Source organism: Paenibacillus sp. P32E (assembly GCF_001909085.1).
Classification (GTDB): Bacteria; Bacillota; Bacilli; order Paenibacillales; family Paenibacillaceae; genus Paenibacillus_AQ; species Paenibacillus_AQ helianthi.
In genome coordinates this window covers 1-20659 of record NZ_LVYY01000077.1, presented here as the reverse complement: position 1 = coordinate 20659, position 20659 = coordinate 1, and the positions used below count along the sequence as shown (strand labels likewise).

Annotated in this window: 19 protein-coding genes, 8 tRNA genes and 1 rRNA gene; 3 read left to right on the top strand and 25 right to left on the bottom strand. The window is 51.0% G+C overall.

Annotated features, from left to right (window positions below):
* Positions 1 to 2 precede the first annotated feature (2 nt).
* The 9 genes from hisJ to A3848_RS30085 form a co-directional block, all read right to left on the bottom strand.
* On the bottom strand, positions 3 to 830 hold the full coding sequence (gene hisJ / locus A3848_RS30125; RefSeq protein WP_074088716.1) for a histidinol-phosphatase HisJ: 828 nt from the start codon (positions 828 to 830) through the stop codon (positions 3 to 5).
* A 15-nt stretch (positions 831 to 845) separates the two neighbouring features.
* A complete protein-coding gene (hisIE, locus tag A3848_RS30120; protein WP_074088715.1) occupies positions 846 to 1574 on the bottom strand; it encodes a bifunctional phosphoribosyl-AMP cyclohydrolase/phosphoribosyl-ATP diphosphatase HisIE in 729 nt (242 codons plus the stop codon).
* Complete coding sequence (gene hisF / locus A3848_RS30115) at positions 1571 to 2329, bottom strand: imidazole glycerol phosphate synthase subunit HisF (protein WP_074088714.1); 759 nt, start codon at positions 2327 to 2329, stop codon at positions 1571 to 1573. The genes hisIE and hisF overlap by 4 nt, the downstream gene beginning before the upstream one ends.
* 398 nt (positions 2330 to 2727) lie before the next feature.
* The gene (hisA, locus tag A3848_RS30110) at positions 2728 to 3465 is read right to left on the bottom strand and encodes a 1-(5-phosphoribosyl)-5-[(5-phosphoribosylamino)methylideneamino]imidazole-4-carboxamide isomerase (RefSeq protein WP_074088713.1); all 738 of its coding nucleotides are present in this window, start codon (positions 3463 to 3465) and stop codon (positions 2728 to 2730) included.
* Positions 3466 to 3539: 74 nt separating this feature from the next.
* Entirely contained in the window at positions 3540 to 4163 is a 624-nt protein-coding gene (gene hisH, locus A3848_RS30105; RefSeq protein ID WP_074088712.1) for an imidazole glycerol phosphate synthase subunit HisH, read from the bottom strand.
* Position 4164: 1 nt separating this feature from the next.
* Positions 4165 to 4776: an imidazoleglycerol-phosphate dehydratase HisB gene (hisB, locus tag A3848_RS30100; RefSeq protein WP_074088711.1), complete on the bottom strand. Its 612-nt coding sequence runs from the start codon at positions 4774 to 4776 to the stop codon at positions 4165 to 4167.
* Positions 4766 to 6073 carry a histidinol dehydrogenase gene (gene hisD, locus A3848_RS30095; protein WP_074088710.1) on the bottom strand — a complete coding sequence of 436 codons (1308 nt, stop codon included), beginning with the start codon at positions 6071 to 6073 and terminating at the stop codon, positions 4766 to 4768. Before hisD ends, hisB begins: the two co-directional genes overlap by 11 nt.
* A 23-nt stretch (positions 6074 to 6096) precedes the next feature.
* Positions 6097 to 6753: an ATP phosphoribosyltransferase gene (gene hisG / locus A3848_RS30090; RefSeq protein WP_074088709.1), complete on the bottom strand. Its 657-nt coding sequence runs from the start codon at positions 6751 to 6753 to the stop codon at positions 6097 to 6099.
* A gap of 53 nt (positions 6754 to 6806) precedes the next feature.
* Complete coding sequence (locus A3848_RS30085) at positions 6807 to 8024, bottom strand: ATP phosphoribosyltransferase regulatory subunit (RefSeq protein ID WP_074088708.1); 1218 nt, start codon at positions 8022 to 8024, stop codon at positions 6807 to 6809.
* Between the two features lie 348 nt (positions 8025 to 8372).
* Between A3848_RS30085 and gnd the strand changes: the two genes are divergently transcribed.
* From gnd to gntK, 3 genes are all read left to right on the top strand, one after another.
* Positions 8373 to 9275, top strand: a complete 903-nt coding sequence (gnd, locus tag A3848_RS30080; protein WP_074088707.1) for a phosphogluconate dehydrogenase (NAD(+)-dependent, decarboxylating) — start codon at positions 8373 to 8375, stop codon at positions 9273 to 9275.
* Between the two features lie 134 nt (positions 9276 to 9409).
* Positions 9410 to 10081, top strand: coding sequence for a GntR family transcriptional regulator (locus tag A3848_RS30075; RefSeq protein WP_074088706.1), 672 nt, complete (start codon positions 9410 to 9412; stop codon positions 10079 to 10081).
* Positions 10082 to 10145: 64 nt separating this feature from the next.
* Positions 10146 to 11675, top strand: a complete 1530-nt coding sequence (gntK, locus tag A3848_RS30070; protein ID WP_074088878.1) for a gluconokinase — start codon at positions 10146 to 10148, stop codon at positions 11673 to 11675.
* Between the two features lie 104 nt (positions 11676 to 11779).
* On the opposite strand, the gene A3848_RS30065 is transcribed toward gntK, so the two are convergent.
* The 16 genes from A3848_RS30065 to A3848_RS29985 form a co-directional block, all read right to left on the bottom strand.
* Positions 11780 to 12931, bottom strand: a complete 1152-nt coding sequence (locus tag A3848_RS30065; RefSeq protein WP_074088705.1) for an acyltransferase — start codon at positions 12929 to 12931, stop codon at positions 11780 to 11782.
* 221 nt (positions 12932 to 13152) lie between these two features.
* Positions 13153 to 13668, bottom strand: a complete 516-nt coding sequence (locus A3848_RS30060) for an acyltransferase (RefSeq protein ID WP_074088704.1) — start codon at positions 13666 to 13668, stop codon at positions 13153 to 13155.
* Entirely contained in the window at positions 13665 to 14318 is a 654-nt protein-coding gene (gene ppaX, locus A3848_RS30055; protein ID WP_074088703.1) for a pyrophosphatase PpaX, read from the bottom strand. The genes A3848_RS30060 and ppaX overlap by 4 nt, the downstream gene beginning before the upstream one ends.
* A gap of 9 nt (positions 14319 to 14327) precedes the next feature.
* Entirely contained in the window at positions 14328 to 15359 is a 1032-nt protein-coding gene (gene lgt, locus A3848_RS30050) for a prolipoprotein diacylglyceryl transferase (protein ID WP_074088702.1), read from the bottom strand.
* A 12-nt stretch (positions 15360 to 15371) separates the two neighbouring features.
* Positions 15372 to 16310: an HPr(Ser) kinase/phosphatase gene (gene hprK / locus A3848_RS30045; RefSeq protein ID WP_074088701.1), complete on the bottom strand. Its 939-nt coding sequence runs from the start codon at positions 16308 to 16310 to the stop codon at positions 15372 to 15374.
* A 331-nt stretch (positions 16311 to 16641) separates the two neighbouring features.
* On the bottom strand, positions 16642 to 17763 hold the full coding sequence (locus A3848_RS30040) for an ABC transporter ATP-binding protein (RefSeq protein ID WP_074088700.1): 1122 nt from the start codon (positions 17761 to 17763) through the stop codon (positions 16642 to 16644).
* A 109-nt stretch (positions 17764 to 17872) separates the two neighbouring features.
* Positions 17873 to 18967 (bottom strand): PucR family transcriptional regulator, encoded by a 1095-nt coding sequence (locus A3848_RS30035; RefSeq protein ID WP_074088699.1) that lies wholly within the window; start codon positions 18965 to 18967, stop codon positions 17873 to 17875.
* 611 nt (positions 18968 to 19578) lie between these two features.
* Positions 19579 to 19651, bottom strand: a tRNA-Lys gene (locus A3848_RS30025).
* Between the two features lie 7 nt (positions 19652 to 19658).
* A tRNA-Tyr gene (locus A3848_RS30020) sits at positions 19659 to 19744 on the bottom strand.
* A gap of 6 nt (positions 19745 to 19750) precedes the next feature.
* Positions 19751 to 19826 (bottom strand) — tRNA-Phe (locus A3848_RS30015).
* Positions 19827 to 19853: 27 nt separating this feature from the next.
* Positions 19854 to 19931, bottom strand: a tRNA-Asp gene (locus A3848_RS30010).
* A gap of 15 nt (positions 19932 to 19946) precedes the next feature.
* A tRNA-Thr gene (locus A3848_RS30005) sits at positions 19947 to 20022 on the bottom strand.
* 32 nt (positions 20023 to 20054) lie between these two features.
* A tRNA-Val gene (locus A3848_RS30000) sits at positions 20055 to 20130 on the bottom strand.
* 9 nt (positions 20131 to 20139) lie between these two features.
* Positions 20140 to 20216 (bottom strand) — tRNA-Met (locus A3848_RS29995).
* A 26-nt stretch (positions 20217 to 20242) separates the two neighbouring features.
* Positions 20243 to 20334 (bottom strand) — tRNA-Ser (locus A3848_RS29990).
* 79 nt (positions 20335 to 20413) lie between these two features.
* Positions 20414 to 20659 (bottom strand): 23S ribosomal RNA (locus A3848_RS29985); the annotation flags it as partial.

The following is a 20659-nucleotide window of genomic DNA, read 5'->3' as shown; positions in this document are numbered from 1 at the left end:
ATTTATAGTTCAAACGGAACCAATGTACGGACGCGACCCTCAAACACAGCCAATTCGCGGAAACCGGTGTGCCACAGCATGCTGCGGGCTTCCTGCAAGCCGTCCCCCAGCTTCATTGGATCATGGGCATCAGAGCCCAGGGTGAGCGGTATGCCCAGCGTCAAAGCCTGCTGCAGCACATGCTCAGCAGGAAACATCTCTGCGCAGGGCTTGGTAAGCCCTGATGCATTAAGCTCCATCGCTATGCCGCTGCCCGCTATCGCACTGAGCGCCTCCAGCTCCATCGCCCGCACCTTTGCCTTGCCCTCTGGTGTCTGTGGACCGTAGCCAAACCGTTTGATAACATCCATATGTCCTATAATATCATATAATCCCGATAACGCCGACTTCCGTACAGCATCATAATACCGGCGGTAAACCTCCATCACATCTTGACCTTCCCAGCCCTGCGTCTGGCGAAAATCCGTAATGTCCCATTCTCCGAGAAAATGCACCGAACCGATCAAATAGTCCCAGGGATACGGTGCCAAAAGCTCACGGATCTGCTCCTCGTAGCCCTCGATATAATCGGCTTCCAGTCCTACACGCAGCTCAATCCTTCCGCGATAACGCTCCTTAAGGTTCAGACATTCGTCCACATAGCGGGGAAGCTCGGATAACGGCATCGCCATCTCTGGATAGTAGGTATCCGGGTCTACATGAAGAAGCGGCAGGTGATCAGACAAACCGAGCTGCTCCAGCCCCAGTTCAACCCCCCGCTGCACATACTGTTCAAGGGTACCTACTGCATGTCCACAGCGCTCATGGTGGGTATGGTAATCAATACGCATGCTGAAGGCTCCTTCCTAATCACGGCGCGGCCGTTCATGGCGGGCGCTCAGTTCCTCCATAATCTCATCCAGCGGAAGCTTGCGCTCCTGCAGCAGCACCAGCAGATGGTAGATCAAATCGCTGACTTCAAGGCGCAGCTCGGCATTGTCTTTATTTTTGGCGGCGATGATCGTTTCCGAGGCCTCTTCGCCCACTTTTTTCAGAATTTTATCAACACCTTTATCGAACAGGTAGGTTGTATATGCACCTTCCGGCCGTTCTGCTTCCCGCTCGGCAATCACCCGCTCCAGCTCCCCGAGAACGGCAAAACGCTCACAGTCGCTCAGCCCCTGCGAGGCAGTCGCGGCAGTTGGTTCCTTAACGCTGCCTGCTGCTGCCGGATGGCTCAGCGGGAGCTCGCGGAAGAAACAGGAGGTCTCCCCTGTATGGCAAGCTGGCCCTTCCGGTACAACCTTCAACAGCAGAGTGTCGCTGTCGCAGTCATAATGGATGGAAGTAATAGCCTGGGTATTGCCGGAGGTCCCCCCTTTATGCCACAGTTCGCTGCGCGACCGGCTCCAGAACCAGGTCTGTCCGCTCGCCAGCGAGAGCTGTAGGGATTCTTTATTCATATAGGCAACCATTAGTACTTCCAGACTGTTCGCATCCTGCACTACAGCAGGGAGCAGTCCAGCTTCATTCCAGCGGATGCCCTCTAATACTTCCTGTTGGCTCTGGGCTGTTAATTGCTCTGCTTCGCTCATCGGATCTCTACCCCTTTTTGCTTCAGATCTGCCTTCAAATCATGAATGGCGATTTCTTTATAGTGAAAAATCGTCGCCGCTAGTCCAGCGTCGGCTTTACCTTCCGTAAATACATCATAAAAATGCTCCGTCTTCCCTGCTCCCCCAGATGCAATCACGGGAATGGTAAGCAGGTCACTCACCGCAGCAGTCAGCTTCAGATCGAAGCCGTCCTTCGTGCCGTCCGCATCCATGCTGGTCAGCAGAATCTCGCCTGCTCCCAGCTTCTCCGCCTCCTTGGCCCAAGTCAACGCACGGATTCCCGTAGGCTTGCGCCCGCCGTGCGTATATACTTCCCATTCGCCCCAAGCCTCATTGTATTTGGCATCCATCGCCACTACAATACACTGGGCTCCGAAGCGCCGGGCCCCTTCGAGAATGAGCTGCGGATTATTGACCGCCGCTGTATTGATACCGATTTTGTCCGCACCCGCGCGCAGGATGCGCTTCATATCCTCCGGAGTAGAGATCCCTCCGCCCACTGTAAAGGGGATGGCAATTTCACCTGCGGTCTGCCGCACGACTTCAACCATCGTTGCCCGGCCTTCCACAGAGGCGGAAATATCCAGAAATACAAGCTCATCGGCGCCTTCCCGGTCATACAATGCCGCCAGCTCCACCGGATCACCGGCATCGCGCAGATTCACAAAGTTCACGCCTTTGACTACCCGCCCGTCTTTAACATCCAGACAGGGAATGATGCGTTTGGCTAACATGAACTAACCCCTTTCCATAGTTTTCGAGTGAAAACCTTTTACGATCCAACCTTTTCGATCCCCCTAAATCCCCCTTAGCCAAGGGGGACCCCAAGGGCCCCGGCCCTCTGGACACCCGGATGGCTGGCGTGGGCAGGGGCCTAAGCTCCCGGGCAATTATGGCTAATGAGCGCTTACCCCTGCGGGGCCGCTTCTACGTCGTTGCACCTGCAAGGGCAAAACCTTAAACTTAAACCTTAAACTTTAAACCTTAGACCTTAAACAACTTTCGTGTTCCACGTTCTGGCCCCTCACGGGACGGCGGCTTCGAACCGCCTGCGTAAAGAATAACCATAAGATGAACTAAACTTGGAATCGAGCTCAAACTGCATTCGTGCAGCTAAAGCCTGTCGGTCATTCTACTTCTCGTTTAGAGCCTGCAAAGCCTTGGTAAGATCAATATTGCCAGTGTATAGCGCTTTGCCGACTATCGCACCGCCGACTCCGCTACCACTATGTACGTTAAGACGCAGCAGGTCGTCCAGACTTGTAACGCCGCCTGAGGCGATCACGGTTTTACCGCTGGTAGCGGCCATGGACACGATGCCCTCGATGTTCGGACCCTGCATCATACCGTCGCGTGAGATGTCGGTGTAAATGAACGTTTCAGCGCCTTTGGCTGCCAGCTCCTTGGCCAGATCCTCTGCACGAACCTCAGAGGTGTTCAGCCAGCCGTGAGTGGCAACATAGCCGCCACGGGCATCAATCCCAATCGCCACTTTGTCGCCGTATTTGGCGAGCACAGCCACTGTGAAGGCATGATCGTTGATAGCGGCTGTACCGATAATGACACGGCTGACGCCGAGTCCCAGCAGTTTTTCCACATCCGCAATTGTACGGAGGCCTCCGCCTACCTGGACGGGAACACCCGCATTTTTGGCAATAGCTCCGATGATGGCGTCATTTACCGGATGTCCGGCCTTGGCTCCATCCAAATCCACGAGATGAATAAATTTCCCGCCCTGCTCTTCCCAAGATTTGGCTACCTTCAGCGGGCTGTCATTGTATATGGTTTCCTGGTTGTAATCCCCCTGCTGTAGTCTGACGCATTTTCCGTCCCGGATATCAATCGCCGGATATACGATAAAAGAAGACATGAGGCGCTCCCACTTTCGCTACAATATAGTCAATAGTCATATAGAGATTCTTAAGTTCATTATATATAGCGGGCTTATACCCGCGTACCCTTCAGTTGCAAGAAATTGCCCAGTAGCCTCATTCCTAGCTCTCCACTCTTCTCCGGATGAAACTGCATACCAAATACATTCTCCCGGCCCACAATAGCTGTAACCGGATGACCGTAATCTGTGATCGCGAGCAAATCGCCCTGCTGTTCCATGACAGCATGGAAAGAGTGTACAAAATATACATGCCCTGCTTCAAGTCCCGCGAACAACGGACTCTGCGGCTGTAGGAAATCCAGCTTGTTCCAACCCATATGCGGGACTTTGTAGCCCTCACGAGGTGCAAAACGGACCACCGAGCCAGGCAGAAGATCAAGCCCTTCATGAGTGCCGTATTCTTCGCCGCTGGTGAACAGCAGCTGCATTCCAAGGCATATCCCCAGCAGCGGCTGTCCAGAAGATGCGGCTTCACGGACCACAGCATCCAGTCCGTTCTCCTTCAGATGCTCCATCGCATCGCCAAACGCACCAACGCCCGGCAAAATGACGCTATCGGCAGCCAGAATCTCCCCGGCCTCACCCGTCACAAGACTTTTATACCCGAGTCGTTCCACCGCCTTGCTGACACTATGCAGATTGCCCATGCCGTAATCGACGATTGCAACGGTCATTCTACAGCACTCCCTTCGTGGAAGGCACACCCTTCACGCGCGGGTCAATCATCGTCGCTTCATCCAGCGCGCGGCCCAGCGCTTTGAATATCGCCTCGATCATGTGGTGGGTATTCGAGCCATAGTGCACGATTACATGCAGTGTAATCCGCGCCTCCAGTGCGAATTTCCACAGAAATTCATGCACCAGTTCTGTGGAAAAGCTTCCAACCTGTTGCGATGGATATGCAGCACGATACTCAAAATGAGGGCGGTTGCTAATATCGATAACTACCTGAGCCAGTGCCTCATCCATAGGGATAAAGACACTCGCGTAGCGCTTGATGCCTTTTTTGTCGCCCAGGGCCTCACGAAGCGCCTGTCCCAGACAAATGCCGATGTCCTCCACGGTGTGGTGATCGTCAATGTCAATATCGCCCCGCGCCTGCACGGACAGATCAAACTGGCCATGCTTTGTGAATAAATCCAGCATATGATTCAGAAACGGGACATCCGTCTCCAGCTCCGAAACCCCGCTGCCGTCCACGGCCAGAGTGAGCTTGATATCCGTTTCATTTGTTTTGCGGCTAAGTCCCGCCTGGCGCACGTCCTGGGCCTTGTTATTATTTTCCATTTCCGTCTCCACCCTTCGCTTCGTTCTGCAGTCTGACCTCTATTGCACGCGCATGGCCTTCCAGCCCCTCGCGGCGGGCCAGCTCAATAATCGTTGCCCCGTCCTTCAGCAGCGCTTCCTTGCTGTAATAGATCAGGCTTGATTTCTTAATGAAATCATCCACATCCACCGGCGACGAGAACCGTGCTGTGCCATTGGTCGGAATAATATGATTCGGGCCGGCAAAATAATCGCCGACCGGCTCCGAGCTGTACGGGCCCAGGAAGATCGCTCCGGCATTCTCGATGCTGCCGAGCAGACCCATCGGGTCCTCTGTTACAATCTCCAGATGCTCTGGCGCTAGCCGGTTCACAACGGAGATCCCTTCCGCCAGCGACTCCACGACGATGATCGCGCCGTAGTTGTCCACGGAAGCGCGCGCGATGGCCTCGCGCGGAAGCTCACGTAGCTGCCGTTCTACTTCGGCAGCAACGGCCTCCGCCAAGCGCTGCGATGACGTAACCAGGATGGCCGAGGCCATCTCGTCATGCTCGGCCTGCGAGAGCAGGTCGGCCGCGACGTAGGCGGCCTCAGCGGTATCGTCGGCGAGCACGACGATCTCGCTCGGTCCGGCGATGCTGTCGATATCGACAGCGCCGTAGACCTCGCGTTTGGCCAGGGCCACGTAGATGTTCCCTGGCCCGCAGATCTTATCGACCGGCACGATAGACTCCGTGCCGAAGGCCAGTGCCGCGATCGCCTGCGCGCCGCCCACGCGGTAGATCTCGTTCACGCCAGCTTCTGCGGCGGCAACGAGAATGTAAGGATCGATGCCCTCCGTGCCGCCGGTCGACGGCGGAGTGACCATCACAATCTCCGGCACTCCGGCAATCTGAGCCGGAATTACGTTCATCAGCACCGAGGACGGGTATGCCGCCTTGCCGCCGGGCACGTATACGCCCACTCGCTTCAGGGGGCGGATGATCTGGCCCAGGATCGTGCCGTCCGGCTGCAGATCCATCCAGGAATTACGTTTCTGCCGGGCATGAAACGCCCGGATATTCGCTGCAGCGGCGCGGATCGCCGTTACAAAGGACTCCTCCACCCTGCCGTATGCAGCCTGGAGCTCCTCTGCCGTTACCCGCAGCTGTGCTGCAGTAAGCGCAGCGCCGTCGAACCGCTCCGTATAGCGGAGCAGTGCCGCGTCGCCTTCTTTTTTGATATCAGCCACAATTTCCTTCACGGCCTTATTCTGTTCAGGCGTTCCGTATTCCACTTCACGCTGAAGCTTAAATTCCTTGCTCGATTGAACCTTCACCGCTGCTTCCCCCTTTTACATCCTTAGCGCTCTACTCCGCCCGTTGCCGCTCCCGGTCGGGTGATAACCGCCTGCAGGCGGTCGCATAGTTGCTGAATTTCTTCGTTCTTCATCCGGTAGCTTACTCGGTTGGCCACAAGACGGCTCGTAATCTCGAAGATGCTCTTCATCTCCACCAGCCCATTGTCCTTCAGCGTCTGGCCGGTCTCCACCATATCAACAATACGGTCTGCAAGACCGATTAGCGGTGCAAGCTCAATGGAACCATTCAGCTTCACAACCTCTACCTGCTGCCCTTGCTCGCGGAAATAGCGGGAAGCCACATTCGGATATTTCGTTGCCACCCGCTGTTGAATACCCGGCTGCCAGTTCGGCAAGCCGATAATCGACATCCGGCAGCGAGCGATTCCCAGGTCCAGCAGCTCGTAGACGTCACGGTTTTCCTCCAGAAGCACATCTTTGCCGACAATTCCGATATCCGCGACACCATATTCTACATAAGTGGGAACATCGACCGGTTTGGCCAGGATAAATTCCATTCCCGCTTCCGGCAGTGAAATCACAAGCTTACGCGACTCTTCACCATCCGCTGGAATCGGCAGCCCCGCTTGACGGAACAACTCGGCTGCTTTATTGTAAATCCGACCTTTTGGCATGGCCACCTTCAATATCTGCGCCATTATCATCGACCTCCGTTTCCATATCTTTGCCTATATACCTGTATATGTAGAACTTAGCCATGCTCGCTGACAAAAGAAACAAATGTATAAATCTCCCCGTACGTTTCGCCTTCCGCTTCAACCGCATTTGTGTCCAAACGCTTCACTGTCTTCAGATCACCGGCCTCGCTGGCCAGCCGTGTCACCACTACATGGCCTTCAGCCCGCAGCCGCGCCGCCTCCTCCAGACCTTCTTTGCGACGGGAAGCGTCGTACTGGATCAGGACTGGAAGCTCTTCCTCTTCCGGTACCCCGGATACACCGTCCAGAATACGGTTCGTCTTCAAAGAGAAGCCGGTTGACGGAATGGGGCGCCCGAATTGCTGCAGCAGATTGTCATAACGGCCACCGCTGCATACCGGAAATCCAAGCTCCGAGGCATAGCCCTCAAAGGTCATCCCTGTATAATAGGAGAAGTCGCCAATCATCGTCAGATCAATCAGAACATGCTGAGAGACGCCATACGATACCAGTACTTCCCACACCTTGCATAAATGCTCAATGGAGGTACGGGCCAGCGGATGGCTGCTAAGCTCCAGAGCTTGACTGCAGATTTCCTTGCCTCCCCGCAGCCGCAGCAGTCCATCCAGCTCATTCTTCTGCGCCTCAGTCAGTTCAAGCTGGCGGAGCGTCTCGCGGAAGGCCACATAATCACGGTTTAGCAAATGGCTCTTCAGTTCTTCCTGCGCTTCCGGAAGACCGGCTACCGCCTCCTGGAACAACCCGTCGAGGAAGCCAACATGCCCCATGGCGATTTTGAAAGACTTCACGCCCGCCGCCTGCAGCGAGGAAATCGCCAGCGCCACAACCTCGGCATCCGCCTCCGGTGAATCATCGCCGACAAGCTCTACCCCGGTCTGGAAGAATTCAGCTTCCCGCCCCGCTTCCTCCTCAATGGCCCGGAACACATTAGCGTGGTAGGACAGGCGGAGAGGCAGCGGCTCATCCTTTAACAGTGAAGAAACCACACGCGCCACCGGCGCTGTCATCTCCGAGCGGAGCACCAGGGCCTGCCCGCGGTTGTTAAGCAATTTATAGAGCTTCTGATCGGATGTGGAGCTGGCCACGCCGACCGTATCGTAATATTCCAATGTGGGCGTAATCATCTGCCGGTATCCCCAGCGGCTCATGCAGTGCAGCACATCATTCTCGATCTTGCGCAGTTTGGCCACTGCACGCGGGAGATAGTCACGCACGCCAGCCGGCTTCTCGAATCCCTTTGGTTTGGACATCTTCATTGGTCACCTCGTCAGATATCATCAATAGTAGGAAATAAACGCTTTATTATGGTACAGTGGTAACAAAGTAAAGCAGTGGCAATATCGTATCACGGACTATCCTATACGTCAATTGAACCTTTGATATATAGAATAGCATAATTGCTTACATATAGAGTGATGTTGAGATTTTTATATATGGTCTCCATCCACACCTCTTAATAGCCGGGAGCCTTACTCTCACGAATATTAATTACATACAAGATTACCCTTTACAAGCTATTCAGTGCAGTAGTAAGATACAGACAAAGTTGTATACAAGTACACAAGTTATCACAAGAATCTGCTAAGGAGTGAACTACAATGAAATTGGGCATGATCGGACTGGGCAAAATGGGTTTTAACCTGGCACTGAACCTGATGAACCATGGGCATGAGCTTGTGGTAAGCGATATCAACCCGCAAATGGGGCTGCAGTTAGCCGAACGGGGCGCGCTTGCCGCTTCATCCTTGGAGGAAGTGGTTGCGAAGCTTGAACATCCCAGAATAGTCTGGGTCATGCTCCCTGCCGGCGAGATCGTAGGAGGAGTGATTGAGAGTCTATCCCGGCTATTGGATGCGGGGGATATCATCATAGACGGCGGCAACTCCCACTACAAGGAATCCATTGCACGGGCAGAGAAGCTGCGTAAGCGCAGCATTTATTTATTCGATGCCGGCACATCCGGCGGAACGGAGGGGGCTGAGCATGGAGCATGCTTAATGGTTGGGGGCGATCCGGAAGTATTCAAGGACATTGAACCGCTGTTCCGTGATCTCGCGGTCGAGCGGGGTTACCTGTACGCAGGGGAAAGTGGCAGCGGCCATTTTTTGAAGATGATCCATAATGGTATTGAGTATGGAATGATGCAGTCCATTGCCGAAGGTTTTGAGCTGCTGGAGAAAAGCCCGTTCGACTTTAACTATGAGCAGGTTGCCGGACTGTGGTCGAATGGATCTGTGATCCGCGGTTGGCTGATGGAGCTTGCACAGAACGCTTTTGCCAAAGATCCGAAGCTTTCCGGAATCCGCGGAGTAATGCAGAGCTCCGGAGAAGGTAAATGGACCGTTCAAACTGCGCTTGATCTTGAAGCCAGCACACCGGTTATTGCCCTCTCTTTGCTGATGCGCTACCGTTCCCTTGAGGACGATACTTTCCACGGCAAGGTTGTAGCTGCGCTACGCAATGAATTTGGCGGTCACGCTGTTGTGCAGGAGAAGGACTGATTTGAATCACAGAATGCGCTCCAGGCAAGGAACGGCGCAGGTTAACCGGATGGAACGGTGAAGACATTGTATGCTAAAATTAATGGAATGCCTGGTCTTAGCTAACAACTAATCACACAGAGGAGTCCTTTTACATGCATTATCCTGCCACATGGCTGCAAGGAGCTTCCCTTGGAGAATCGATTGCCTGTGAACTCAGGCTGCAAATCATAAATGAAAACATCAAACCAGGCGAGGTGCTTTCGGAGAACCGGATTTCAGCCGATTTTGGCATCAGCCGTTCTCCGGTCCGTGAGGCACTCAAGACCTTGGCTGGCGAGGGATTAATCCGTCTGGAAAGAATGGGAGCCGTTGTTGTAGGACTGAACATCAAAGATGTTGAGGAGCTCTATGATGTCCGGTACCTCATCGAGAGCTTTGCCCAAGAACGGCTCGCCATGAATATACAGGATTCGCTAATCCGGCAGCTCGAACAGAGTATCGACAGAATGAAGCTGGCCGTCAAGCACAATGATTACGTGGAGTTTGCCCGCCAGGACTTCTCTTTTCATGAATCCATTATCACCGAAGCGAAGCACACCAGGATTCTTCATTTATGGAATAGCATCCGTTATATTGTAATGACCGTCATTCTAATTACTACCGAAAAAGGCTTTACCCTCGGAGAGGAACGGATGCATTGGATAGCGGAGAAGCACCGCGTGGTTATTGAGGCACTTCGTACAGGAGATCGTGAAACGATCCATAAGGTGGTTCAGGAGTATTTTGCCGATTCTTCTGAAACGCTGATTCGCAGCCTGTCCTAATCATTTAAAATATCCGGGTAGCATCTTCATTGGAAAGAAGGTTTGCAGATTGGGCACATCCTATATGCTAGGCGTCGATATTGGAACTACAAGCACTAAGGCTGTCCTCTTTGAGGAAAACGGAAAAATCACCGCACAAGCGGATCAGGGTTATCCGCTGCACACCCCTTCATCCTCGGTTGCAGAACAGGACCCGGACCAGATCCTGCATGCTGTGGTCCATACCGTCGGAGCCGTAATGAAGGACAGCGCCATCAGGCCCGATTCTGTCCTTTTTCTTTCGTTCAGCTCCGCCATGCACAGTGTAATTGCTGTAGACCATGCGGGTAATCCTTTGACAGCGTGTATTACATGGGCAGATAACCGAAGTGCTGCCTGTGCAGCACGCTTGCGAGACGAATTAGGCGGCCACGAGCTATACCTGCGTACAGGAACACCTGTTCATCCTATGTCCCCGATCACCAAGCTGATGTGGCTGGGGGAGGAGCAGCCGGAGCTGTTCCGCCAGACATACAAATTCATTTCCATTAAGGAATACATCTTCGCCAAGCTCTTCGGTGAATATGTTATTGATCATTCTATAGCCTCTTCCACTGGCATGTTCAATTTAGAACAGCTGGACTGGGATACGGAGGCCCTGAGTATTGCCGGCATTACCGCGGAGCATCTCTCCAAGCCTGTTCCCACTACCCAGATTATGCAGGGCCTCCAGCCTGGTTGGTCTGAGAAGCTCGGGTTGTTGCCAAACACTCCGTTTATAGTTGGTGCCAGCGACGGTGTCCTCTCCAATCTTGGTGTGGGCGCTATTAAGCCAGGGGTCGTTGCTGCCACAATCGGAACCAGCGGAGCCATCCGCACAGTTGTCGACCGGCCGCTTACCGATCCCAAGGGACGGATATTCTGTTATGCCCTGACAGAGAAACACTGGGTTATCGGGGGTCCGGTGAACAACGGGGGAATGCTTTTCCGCTGGGTGCGTGATGAGTTCGCTGCCTCCGAGGTGGAAACAGCCAAACGTCTGGGTATTGACCCCTATGAGGTGCTGACACGCATTGCCGAGCAGGTACCGGCGGGCAGTAACGGCCTCCTCTTCCATCCCTACCTTACCGGAGAACGTGCGCCGCTATGGAATCCGGATGCCCGGGGTTCCTTTTTTGGCCTAACGATGAATCACCATAAAGAGCATATGATCCGTGCCGTGCTGGAAGGTGTCATTTTCAACATGTATTCTGTGTTATTGGCCATGGAGGAGCAGATCGGACAGCCGGCCAAGATTCATGCCACCGGAGGCTTTGCCCGCTCATCACTGTGGCGGCAGATGATGGCTGATATTTTTGACCAGGAGGTTGTCATTCCAGAGAGCTTCGAGAGTTCTTGTCTGGGAGCGGTTGTGCTTGGCCTTTACGCCACCGGACGCACAGACACCTTTGATATTGTTTTTAAAATGATCGGCTCGACCCATCAGCATCATCCAATCAAGGAGCACGCTGACGTCTATAAACAGCTGCTGCCGATTTATATCTCCGTTTACCGCAGTCTGGAGAGCCATTATCAGGCTATCGCCGAGTTTCAGCGGGAACAAGCCGGAGAGTAACAGCCGCTCTACCCGTTTTGCTTAATATACCAAACAAAGCGCCGACCCGTCGCAGGATGCGAATGGTGGCGCTTTGTTTGGTATGATCTTTGATAGAATGAATGCTAAAGGGCTGCCTTTTTCTTCGGCATCTGCGGTCCGGAACCGAATACAATCCAGGCAGGCTTCACATAACGGAAGACGAGAGCAACCACGAGCCATGAACCCAGCAAGGCCACAAGCCAACCGCCGGCAATTGCCGCTGTATATGCGAGTGAACCCCCGTGAAACGGAAGTTTTCTGTATAGGAACAGCAAGGCCGGATGAAGCAGGTAGATTCCAAAGGAACAAGCACCGATGGAGATCAGCATACGGCTCAGCAGACGCTTGCCTGTCCCATAGAGCAGGAACGACAGTTGCAGCAACACAATACAGGAGAGCAGTGCCTGCAGATTGGAGAAGCCTTCATACCACAGGCTGTTAATTACCGTTTTTTTCGTATAGTTATTGAACCAGAGCTCTACATGAGTGATTCCAGCGGCAGCCCATAGCACCCAGAGCATAATCCACCCCGGACCTTTACCGGAACGCCATCCTTCACGTGAGAGGACCAGCCATTTTTTCAATGGACTATAATAGACGGCAATTGCCGCCCCCAGCAGAAAGTAGGAGAAGTAAGTAATAGCCAAACTACCTTTGGACAGTTGCCAGTAACCGTGATTGGTCATGTATTTATTGAGCAGTACGAATCCCCATTGCAGAAGCAGACCTATTATGGGTGCCCAGGCAGCAAGACGCCGGACCTTCTGAAGGCACCATAACATGAGCGGGAACAGGATATAGAACTGGATAATAATGATGATGTAATACAGATGGGTATACGCCGTCCCGGTAAGCAGATACTTGCCCAACTTCCGGGCCATTTCATCCAAAGGCATACTCCAGGTATGACCTGCTGTCATTTTTAGAATAAAGTACATGAGTGAAAATACAACATAAGGCAAAATAATATATATCAGCCTGCGGCTATAAAACTTCCCCAGTGTTTTCCCGCTTAGCGGACGGTCAATATAATTGTAGAACAACACAAATCCGCTCAGAAAGACAAACGAAGGTACGGCGAACTGGCTGAATTTGTTAATGAACAAAAACGGATGGAACATCGAGGTGTCCAGTGTCTCCGCAAGTGTGCGTGAAGTAGCATGAATAGCGATCACCGCAAATATCGCAACTGCCCGAAATATATCCAGCTGCGGAATTCTTTCCTTTTGTCCCATTTCATTTCCTCCTGTGAACTCGCACCCCAGGTGCCTGTATCCAATCATATCCTTTGCTGCCTATCCAACATTGACAATGTAGCCTGACCCAAGTATATCGCCACAATCCGCCAGTTTAATACTTAAAGGTTGCTTAACATTTCTGTTTTACATAACAAAACCCCGCAGTTCCTGCGTAAGTGCACGCAACCTGATCCTGCAGGGCAACTTTTATTGCATCACTAATCTTGTAATACCTCTTCGGCATTCATCCCTGTAGAAGGCGTCAATTCCCGCAGCGGGTTGCCTCCAACAAAGGAACCTGCGGCTACATCCTTATGCACTACAGAACCTGCCGCTACAATCGCCCCATCCCCGATGGTTACGCCAGGGAGAATCGTTGTATTGGCACCGATCAGCACATTTTCACCGATAATGACCTCACCCAGGCGGTACTCCTTGATCAGGTATTCATGTGCGAGAATGGTAGTGTTGTAGCCGATCACGGAATTCTCACCCACCGTAATCTTTTCCGGGAAAAATACATCCACCATGGCCATCAGTCCAAACGCCGTGTGCTTGCCAACCTTCATACCCAGAACGTTACGGTATATCCAGTTCTTAAGCGAAAGAATTGGACAATACCGGGCAATCTGTATAAAAATAAAATTGCGTACACCCTTCCAGGGACTAACTGTTCGGTAAATGTACCAAAGAGAATTATGTCCTTCCACAGGATAGCGGGTTACTTTTCTCACGGTCCCATCGTCCCCTGCTCCACAATATTGAAGATATCCTCCATATCATGAATGATATAGTCCGGTTCATACTTCCGTAACGTCTCTTCACCTTTGAGTGACCAGGCTACTCCCGCCGTAAGTACACCTGCTGCCTTGGCCGACTGAATATCAACCGCACTGTCTCCCACCATCAATGTTTTTCGGGGATCAACACCCAGGTTGCTGACAGCCCTCAGAACCGGTTCTGGATGTGGCTTGGGCTGAACTACATCGCTTACGGTAACAATCGTCTCCATATACTTTAGAAGATCGAACATCTCCAGCGCCTTCATCGTGGTCGGACGAATCTTGGTCGTTACAATTCCCAGTCTGATGCCGCGCCGTGACAGTTCTTCCATCGTCTCATTCACATGGGGAAAAGAACCAATCAATTCGTCATGATGAGCATTATTATAGGCCCGGTAGGCAAGCTCCAGTACACTGGTATCCTCTAGACCAGAAAAAACTCTCATCTGCTGCTGAAGCGTAGTCCCCATATGAGGAATAATCTGTTCCCGGGTTAACGGGGGCAGATTATTCTCCCTCAGCGCATGTATGAACGAGTTGATAATCAGCTCATTCGTATTTACAATCGTTCCGTCCAAATCAAATAGTACACATTCTATCATTAGCTTCTGCTACTCCTTCGATACTTCATCCGGTGTCTTGTCCGGTTCCGGCTGTCTAACCGGTGGGGCACTCTGCGGCGTATGTACCGCACTGTCCGGAACTATCGTATCTACAGCAGCGGCCTTCGTACTGATAATAGGATCAGAGTAATGATCCTTGGGTTGACCCGTTACCCGTCGGACAATGATTATTATTATAGCTGCTACTATAGTCAGCAGTGCCAGCAGCTGCGAGCTACGGATATTCCCGTATGCTGGATCAAGGTATCCTTGTTCAAAACCAAACCACTTCATCGGTGACCATAAGCCATTCAGGAACGATGCAAGTCCGCTGCTTCCTTGAAACCCCAAACTGTCTGTACGGAGCGCCTCGATAAAGAAGCGGCCAATGGAATACCAAATGAAATAAGACAGGAAGATTTCACCTGCACGCACGAATTTTTGCCGGCGCAGGACCATCAGCAGCAGGATACCCAGCAAACTCCAGAGGGATTCATACAAGAAAGTGGGGTGATGAAAAGCATCTCCTATGTACATCTGGTTCACAATGAAATCAGGAAGATGCAGCTTATCACGAAGGAAGGACTCTTCTACAACGCCACCATACGCTTCCTGGTTCACGAAGTTGCCCCAACGCCCGATCATCTGGCCTGCAAGCAGTCCGGGTGCACAAATATCCACAATCCGCCAGAAGGGGTACCCTTTGTAACGGAAATAAATTATACCGCAAATAACCGCACCGATCAGAGCGCCATAAATAGCGATCCCGCCATTCCAGATTTTGAAGACATCCGCAAAGTTGTCCTTATAATCCTCCCATTTGAATGCCACATAATAAATACGGGCACCAATGATGGCTGAAGGCAAACCAAGGAGCAGCATATCCATGAAGAATTCCTGTGAAATATTGAAGCGCTTGCCTTCCTGGATGGCCAAAAGTAATCCAACCAACGCACCGACACCAAGTATTAGACCATACCAGTGAACCGGCAGAGAACCGATGGAGAAGACAATCGGATCAATCGCTAATGAAAAAAACATGCTCTCACACTCCTAGTCCAAATCATCCATGTCTTCAGATATGGTGGCAGTAAGCTTATTCGTAAATTGTAATGCAGCATTGTAGCCCATCTGCTTCAAACGATAGTTCATTGCTGCTACTTCTATAATAACTGCAAGGTTACGTCCAGGACGCACGGGAATAGTCACAAGTGGCACATCCGTATCAATAATCCTAGTCGTTTCCTCATCCAGTCCGAGCCGGTCATACTGTTTGTCCTGCTGCCAAGCTTCCAGTCTGACCACCAGTGTAATCCGTTTATGATTACGAATAGCCCCTGCGCCAAACAGTGTCATAACATTAATTATCCCAACACCGCGAATTTCAAGCAGATGACGGATCAGTTCCGGTGCTGTACCATGCAGCTGATTATCCGAGGTTTGGCGGATTTCCACCGCATCATCGGCAATCAAACGATGGCCGCGTTTTACGAGCTCAAGCGCTGTCTCACTTTTACCGATACCGCTACTGCCGGTAATTAGCATCCCCACACCATACACATCACACAGAACACCATGAATGGTAGCTGTAGGTGCCAGTTTCCCTTCCAAAAAGCTGGTGAGCCTGCTGGAGAATATTGTAGTCGCCATCGAGCTTCGCAGCACTGGCAGTCCCTTTTCATTGCTAATATCGATAAGCTCCTGAGGCACATCAAGGGCTCTCGTAATCACAATACACGGTGTATTGTCGTTACAGATCCCGCGAATTCTGCTCTTGCGCTCTTCATCCGGAAGCATTGAGAAAAAAGCCAGTTCGGTTTTGCCCAGAAGCTGAACACGTTCCTCCGGATAATATTCAAAATAACCAGCCATTTCAAGTCCCGGACGATTCAAATCATCCACTGTAATAGGTCTTTTCAGACCCTCTTGTCCGGAAACAACCTCTAACTGAAAATGCTGCACCAATTCGGATACTTTTACCTTCTTAGCCATGTGTGTCCGTCCTTTCGTCACCAGCGGTGTTATCCGCTCGCCCGCATTTGGTTAATACTAATTCCCATTCCAGCCGCAGGTAATTCTCCTGCTATCTTAATGGATAACGTCTATGAATGCAATCTTAATAGCCGCAGTTCCTCCCGCATGAAGCCTGATGAATAACCTGAATATTATGAACAGCAGTATGTAAAAATAAACAGCCCCACTTGGTGGGGCCTAGGCTTCGGTCCAAATTCAAGGTTTGTAGAGTCTTCAATAAAAAAGGCTGGTCCTGTTTATTAAAAAAGCCGCCTTCTCAGGCGGCTTAGTTCAAGCAGGTCTAACTATCTTATCCGAGCAAAATGTTAAGTTCGGATTCTTTATCGAAGAGATGGATTTTGTTCATGTCAATGGCCAATTTTGGCTTGCTGCCTTCACGAGTAGTCGAACGTCCATCTACACGTGCAATTACAGTGTTAGTGCCAAGACCGCTCAAATAGAGGAGCATTTCATGACCAAGGTTTTCAGTAACATCAACCAACGAAGTGAAGATTGTATTCGGCGAAGCTTCCAGGAATACTGGTTCTTCGTGAATGTCTTCTGGACGAACGCCCATAATTACTTCTTTGCCGATGTAGCCTTTGTTGCGAAGTAGTGTAGCTTTGCCACCTGGAACTTCAACATCAAGGTTCTCAGCACGGAAGCGTACAGCACCACCAACATCAGACAATGTACCGTTGATAAAGTTCATTGTAGGGGAACCAATGAATCCGGCTACGAACAGGTTCGTAGGCTCATTGTACAGTTCTTCAGGAGAAGCAGCTTGTTGAATAATACCATCATACATAACTACGATACGGTCACCCATTGTCATAGCTTCTGTCTGGTCATGTGTTACATAGATACAAGTGGTTTCCAGGCGTTTAACCAGTTTAGTGATTTCCGCACGCATTTGACCACGAAGTTTAGCATCCAAGTTGGAGAGAGGTTCATCCATCAGGAAGACTTGCGGATCACGTACGATAGCGCGGCCCAGTGCGACACGTTGACGTTGACCACCGGACAATGCTTTTGGTTTGCGGTCAAGCAAGTGTTCGATATCGAGGATCTTCGCAGCTTCGCGAACTTTCTTGTCGATTTCTTCTTTTTTCACTTTACGAAGTTTCAAACCGAATGCCATGTTCTGATACACGCTCATGTGCGGGTACAGGGCGTAGGATTGGAATACCATCGCGATATCGCGGTCTTTAGGAGCTACGTCATTGACTACACGGTCGCCAATGTACATTTTTCCTTCAGAGATTTCTTCCAGACCAGCAATCATACGCAAGGTTGTGGATTTACCGCAACCGGAAGGTCCAACCAGTACCAAGAATTCCTTATCTTTAATATCAAGATTGATATCGATTACTGTCGCTTTATCGGAACCCGGGTATTTTTTGAAAATATGCTCTAAACGTACGCCTGCCATTTTATTTCCCCCTCGAGTCAATTATTAGATTTAAAAATAAATCGCTTTCTTGTACGTTTATCTTACCCCAGACATGCCGCGATGGCTATTTGTAAGGTTCACAAAAAACCTATTTTCTTTTCGTCACTTTATACAATAACATGGCTAACTTTACAATAGCGGCGTCTCCAAAGCTCCGGACATCGGCGCCAGTCTCCTGTTTGATCTTATCCAGCCTGTACAGTAGCGTATTCCGGTGGATATATAGCTTTTTTGCTGTTTCACTGACATTACAGTCCATCTCGAAAAAAGTCTCCAGAGTGAGAAGCATCTCTTTATCCGCCAGCACAGAAGTATAATCTCCTATTTGTCCGAGCAGTTGTCTGCGGCGGTCATCGGGAATACTATTGACTAGACGCTCCATATGGAGCTCCCATGGCAAATGAATATAGTCTCCCACCTGGAAAACCCGGCCCAAAATGATTGTTTCCCGCAGCAAAGCTACGGACCCGGTCAATCCCTTCACAGGAATAATCGCAGGTGCCACCGCCAGGTGAAATACTCCCACCCACTCGCTGGCAATCAATTCATGCAATCCCATGCAAGTCTGAGCCAGCAGATCCTCATTACTCTCTTCCTCATCATCCTTATCATCCCCGCCGGTGAGCAGTTCCTTACGGGCTAAAATTAACCATTCCTTCTCCTGAAGCGGAATAAGCAGAATTTCATTCTCGAAGTAACTCCGCAGCAGCTTCATCAGCGAACGGTAGGTTACTTGCGGGTTATGAACATTTTCGCTGACCAGCAGGAATGGAATCATCTCCCCTACAAGCCGTCCCTTCAAAGTCATCTCATCAGGAATTTCTGCATCATTCTTTTCCTGCTCTAATTGGGCATTCAGCCAGCCGCTAAGCTGACGGGCCTCCAGTTCGCCTTCTTCCTTAAGGCCTGTCGCCTTCAGGGCTATAGCGAAATTCCTCGCAGCATAATTGACCAATTGCACTTCTAAAGGAGTCAGCCCATCGAGTTCCAGCCAAATCGCCGTGATCCTTCCCTCGTTCTCATACAAAGGCACCCATAGGTGCCCCTCGTGGAACACTGGCTGTTCCTGCTCTTCTGTACCTATGCCAAAAAGGGAAGCCGAATGCTGCCTCCCAAGCTGTTTGATTCCAGTTCTCTTTCCGGTGAGCTGCTCCAACTTTTGACGCAAAACCTCACTATCCATCGTCACCATACTCCACCACTTTTGCTCTTTTCGCCTATTTTATCACATTTGTCGTCAATATGCGCCTAAGTAAACCCGCTGTAATGACAAACGTAAATAACATCGAGCATGTATGTGCCCCTTTTTTACCGGATGCAGAGGATCCGGGTACAACTTTTTCGGTCCCTTTCCCCCACATGTCGGCGATTGCCCCCTCTATCACAGCTACAGTAGCCTGTTCAGCATGTACTGCTACATCCCCATCTCCCATACATGCTCCATATCTGTCATTAGGGACCGTTTATCAGTCTCTATATGCTTATTTTTATGAAGGGAACTCCCCCAAACTCCTGGCAAATTTAGAATCCACCGGATTATGACCGAAAGCTATAAATCCACGTTCCGTCTGAATTTTCACCCTATTCGCTAAAAACACACCTTAAATCATACTCCATCATTTACCTCGTCTACCCGCGCCAATGGCTGTTCTATATACATTATGTTTTCATTCTTCATCCGCTCCACAATCTGAATGAAGAAAGAAATTCTAAACTCGAACTCAGAACATACTATTGGGATTTATGGAAATACAAAAAAGCCACCACCTAAAGGTGATGACTTTCAGATTGGAATGAGCCATGAAGGACTCGAACCTTCGACACCCTGATTAAAAGTCAGGTGCTCTACCAACTGAGCTAATGGCTCATAAAACTGGTGGAGGCTGATGGATTCGAACCACCGAACACGTACGTGAGCAGATTTACAGTCTGATGCGTTTGGCCACTTCGCTAAGCCTCCACAATATGGTGGCGCGGGAGGGAATCGAACCCCCGACACAAGGATTTTCAGTCCTTTGCTCTACCGACTGAGCTACCGAGCCATATAAACAAGCCTTAAAACATAAAAATGGCGGAACCGACGGGATTCGAACCCGCGATCTCCTGCGTGACAGGCAGGCATGTTAGGCCAACTACACCACGGTTCCGCATTTATTAGAAAATGGTGCCGGCGAGAGGACTTGAACCCCCAACCTACTGATTACAAGTCAGTTGCTCTACCAGTTGAGCTACACCGGCACGGTGTAAAACCTGAAGCTAAAAGATAAAAATGGTGGAGGCTGAGGGGTTCGAACCCCCGACCCTCTGCTTGTAAGGCAGATGCTCTCCCAGCTGAGCTAAGCCTCCAGGTATGTATGGTAGCGGCAGAGGGGATCGAACCCCCGACCTCACGGGTATGAACCGTACGCTCTAGCCAGCTGAGCTACGCCGCCACAATAACATGGTAATGGATTTAAAATGGCGGAGAGAGAGGGATTCGAACCCTCGCACCGCTTACGCAGTCTAACCCCTTAGCAGAGGGTCCCCTTATAGCCACTTGGGTATCTCTCCAATTGATATAGCCATGTAAATCCACACAGGAACCTTCATTCCTGAAAACTGAATCCGAAACGAATCTGCGTTATATGATTTGGATAAGCCCTCGACCGATTAGTATTGGTCAGCTCCATGCATTGCTGCACTTCCACCTCCAACCTATCTACCTCGTCGTCTTCAAGGGGTCTTACATACTGGGAAATCTCATCTTGAGGGGGGCTTCACGCTTAGATGCTTTCAGCGCTTATCCCGTCCGTACGTAGCTACTCAGCCATGCTCCTGGCGGAACAACTGATGCACCAGCGGTACGTCCATCCCGGTCCTCTCGTACTAAGGACAG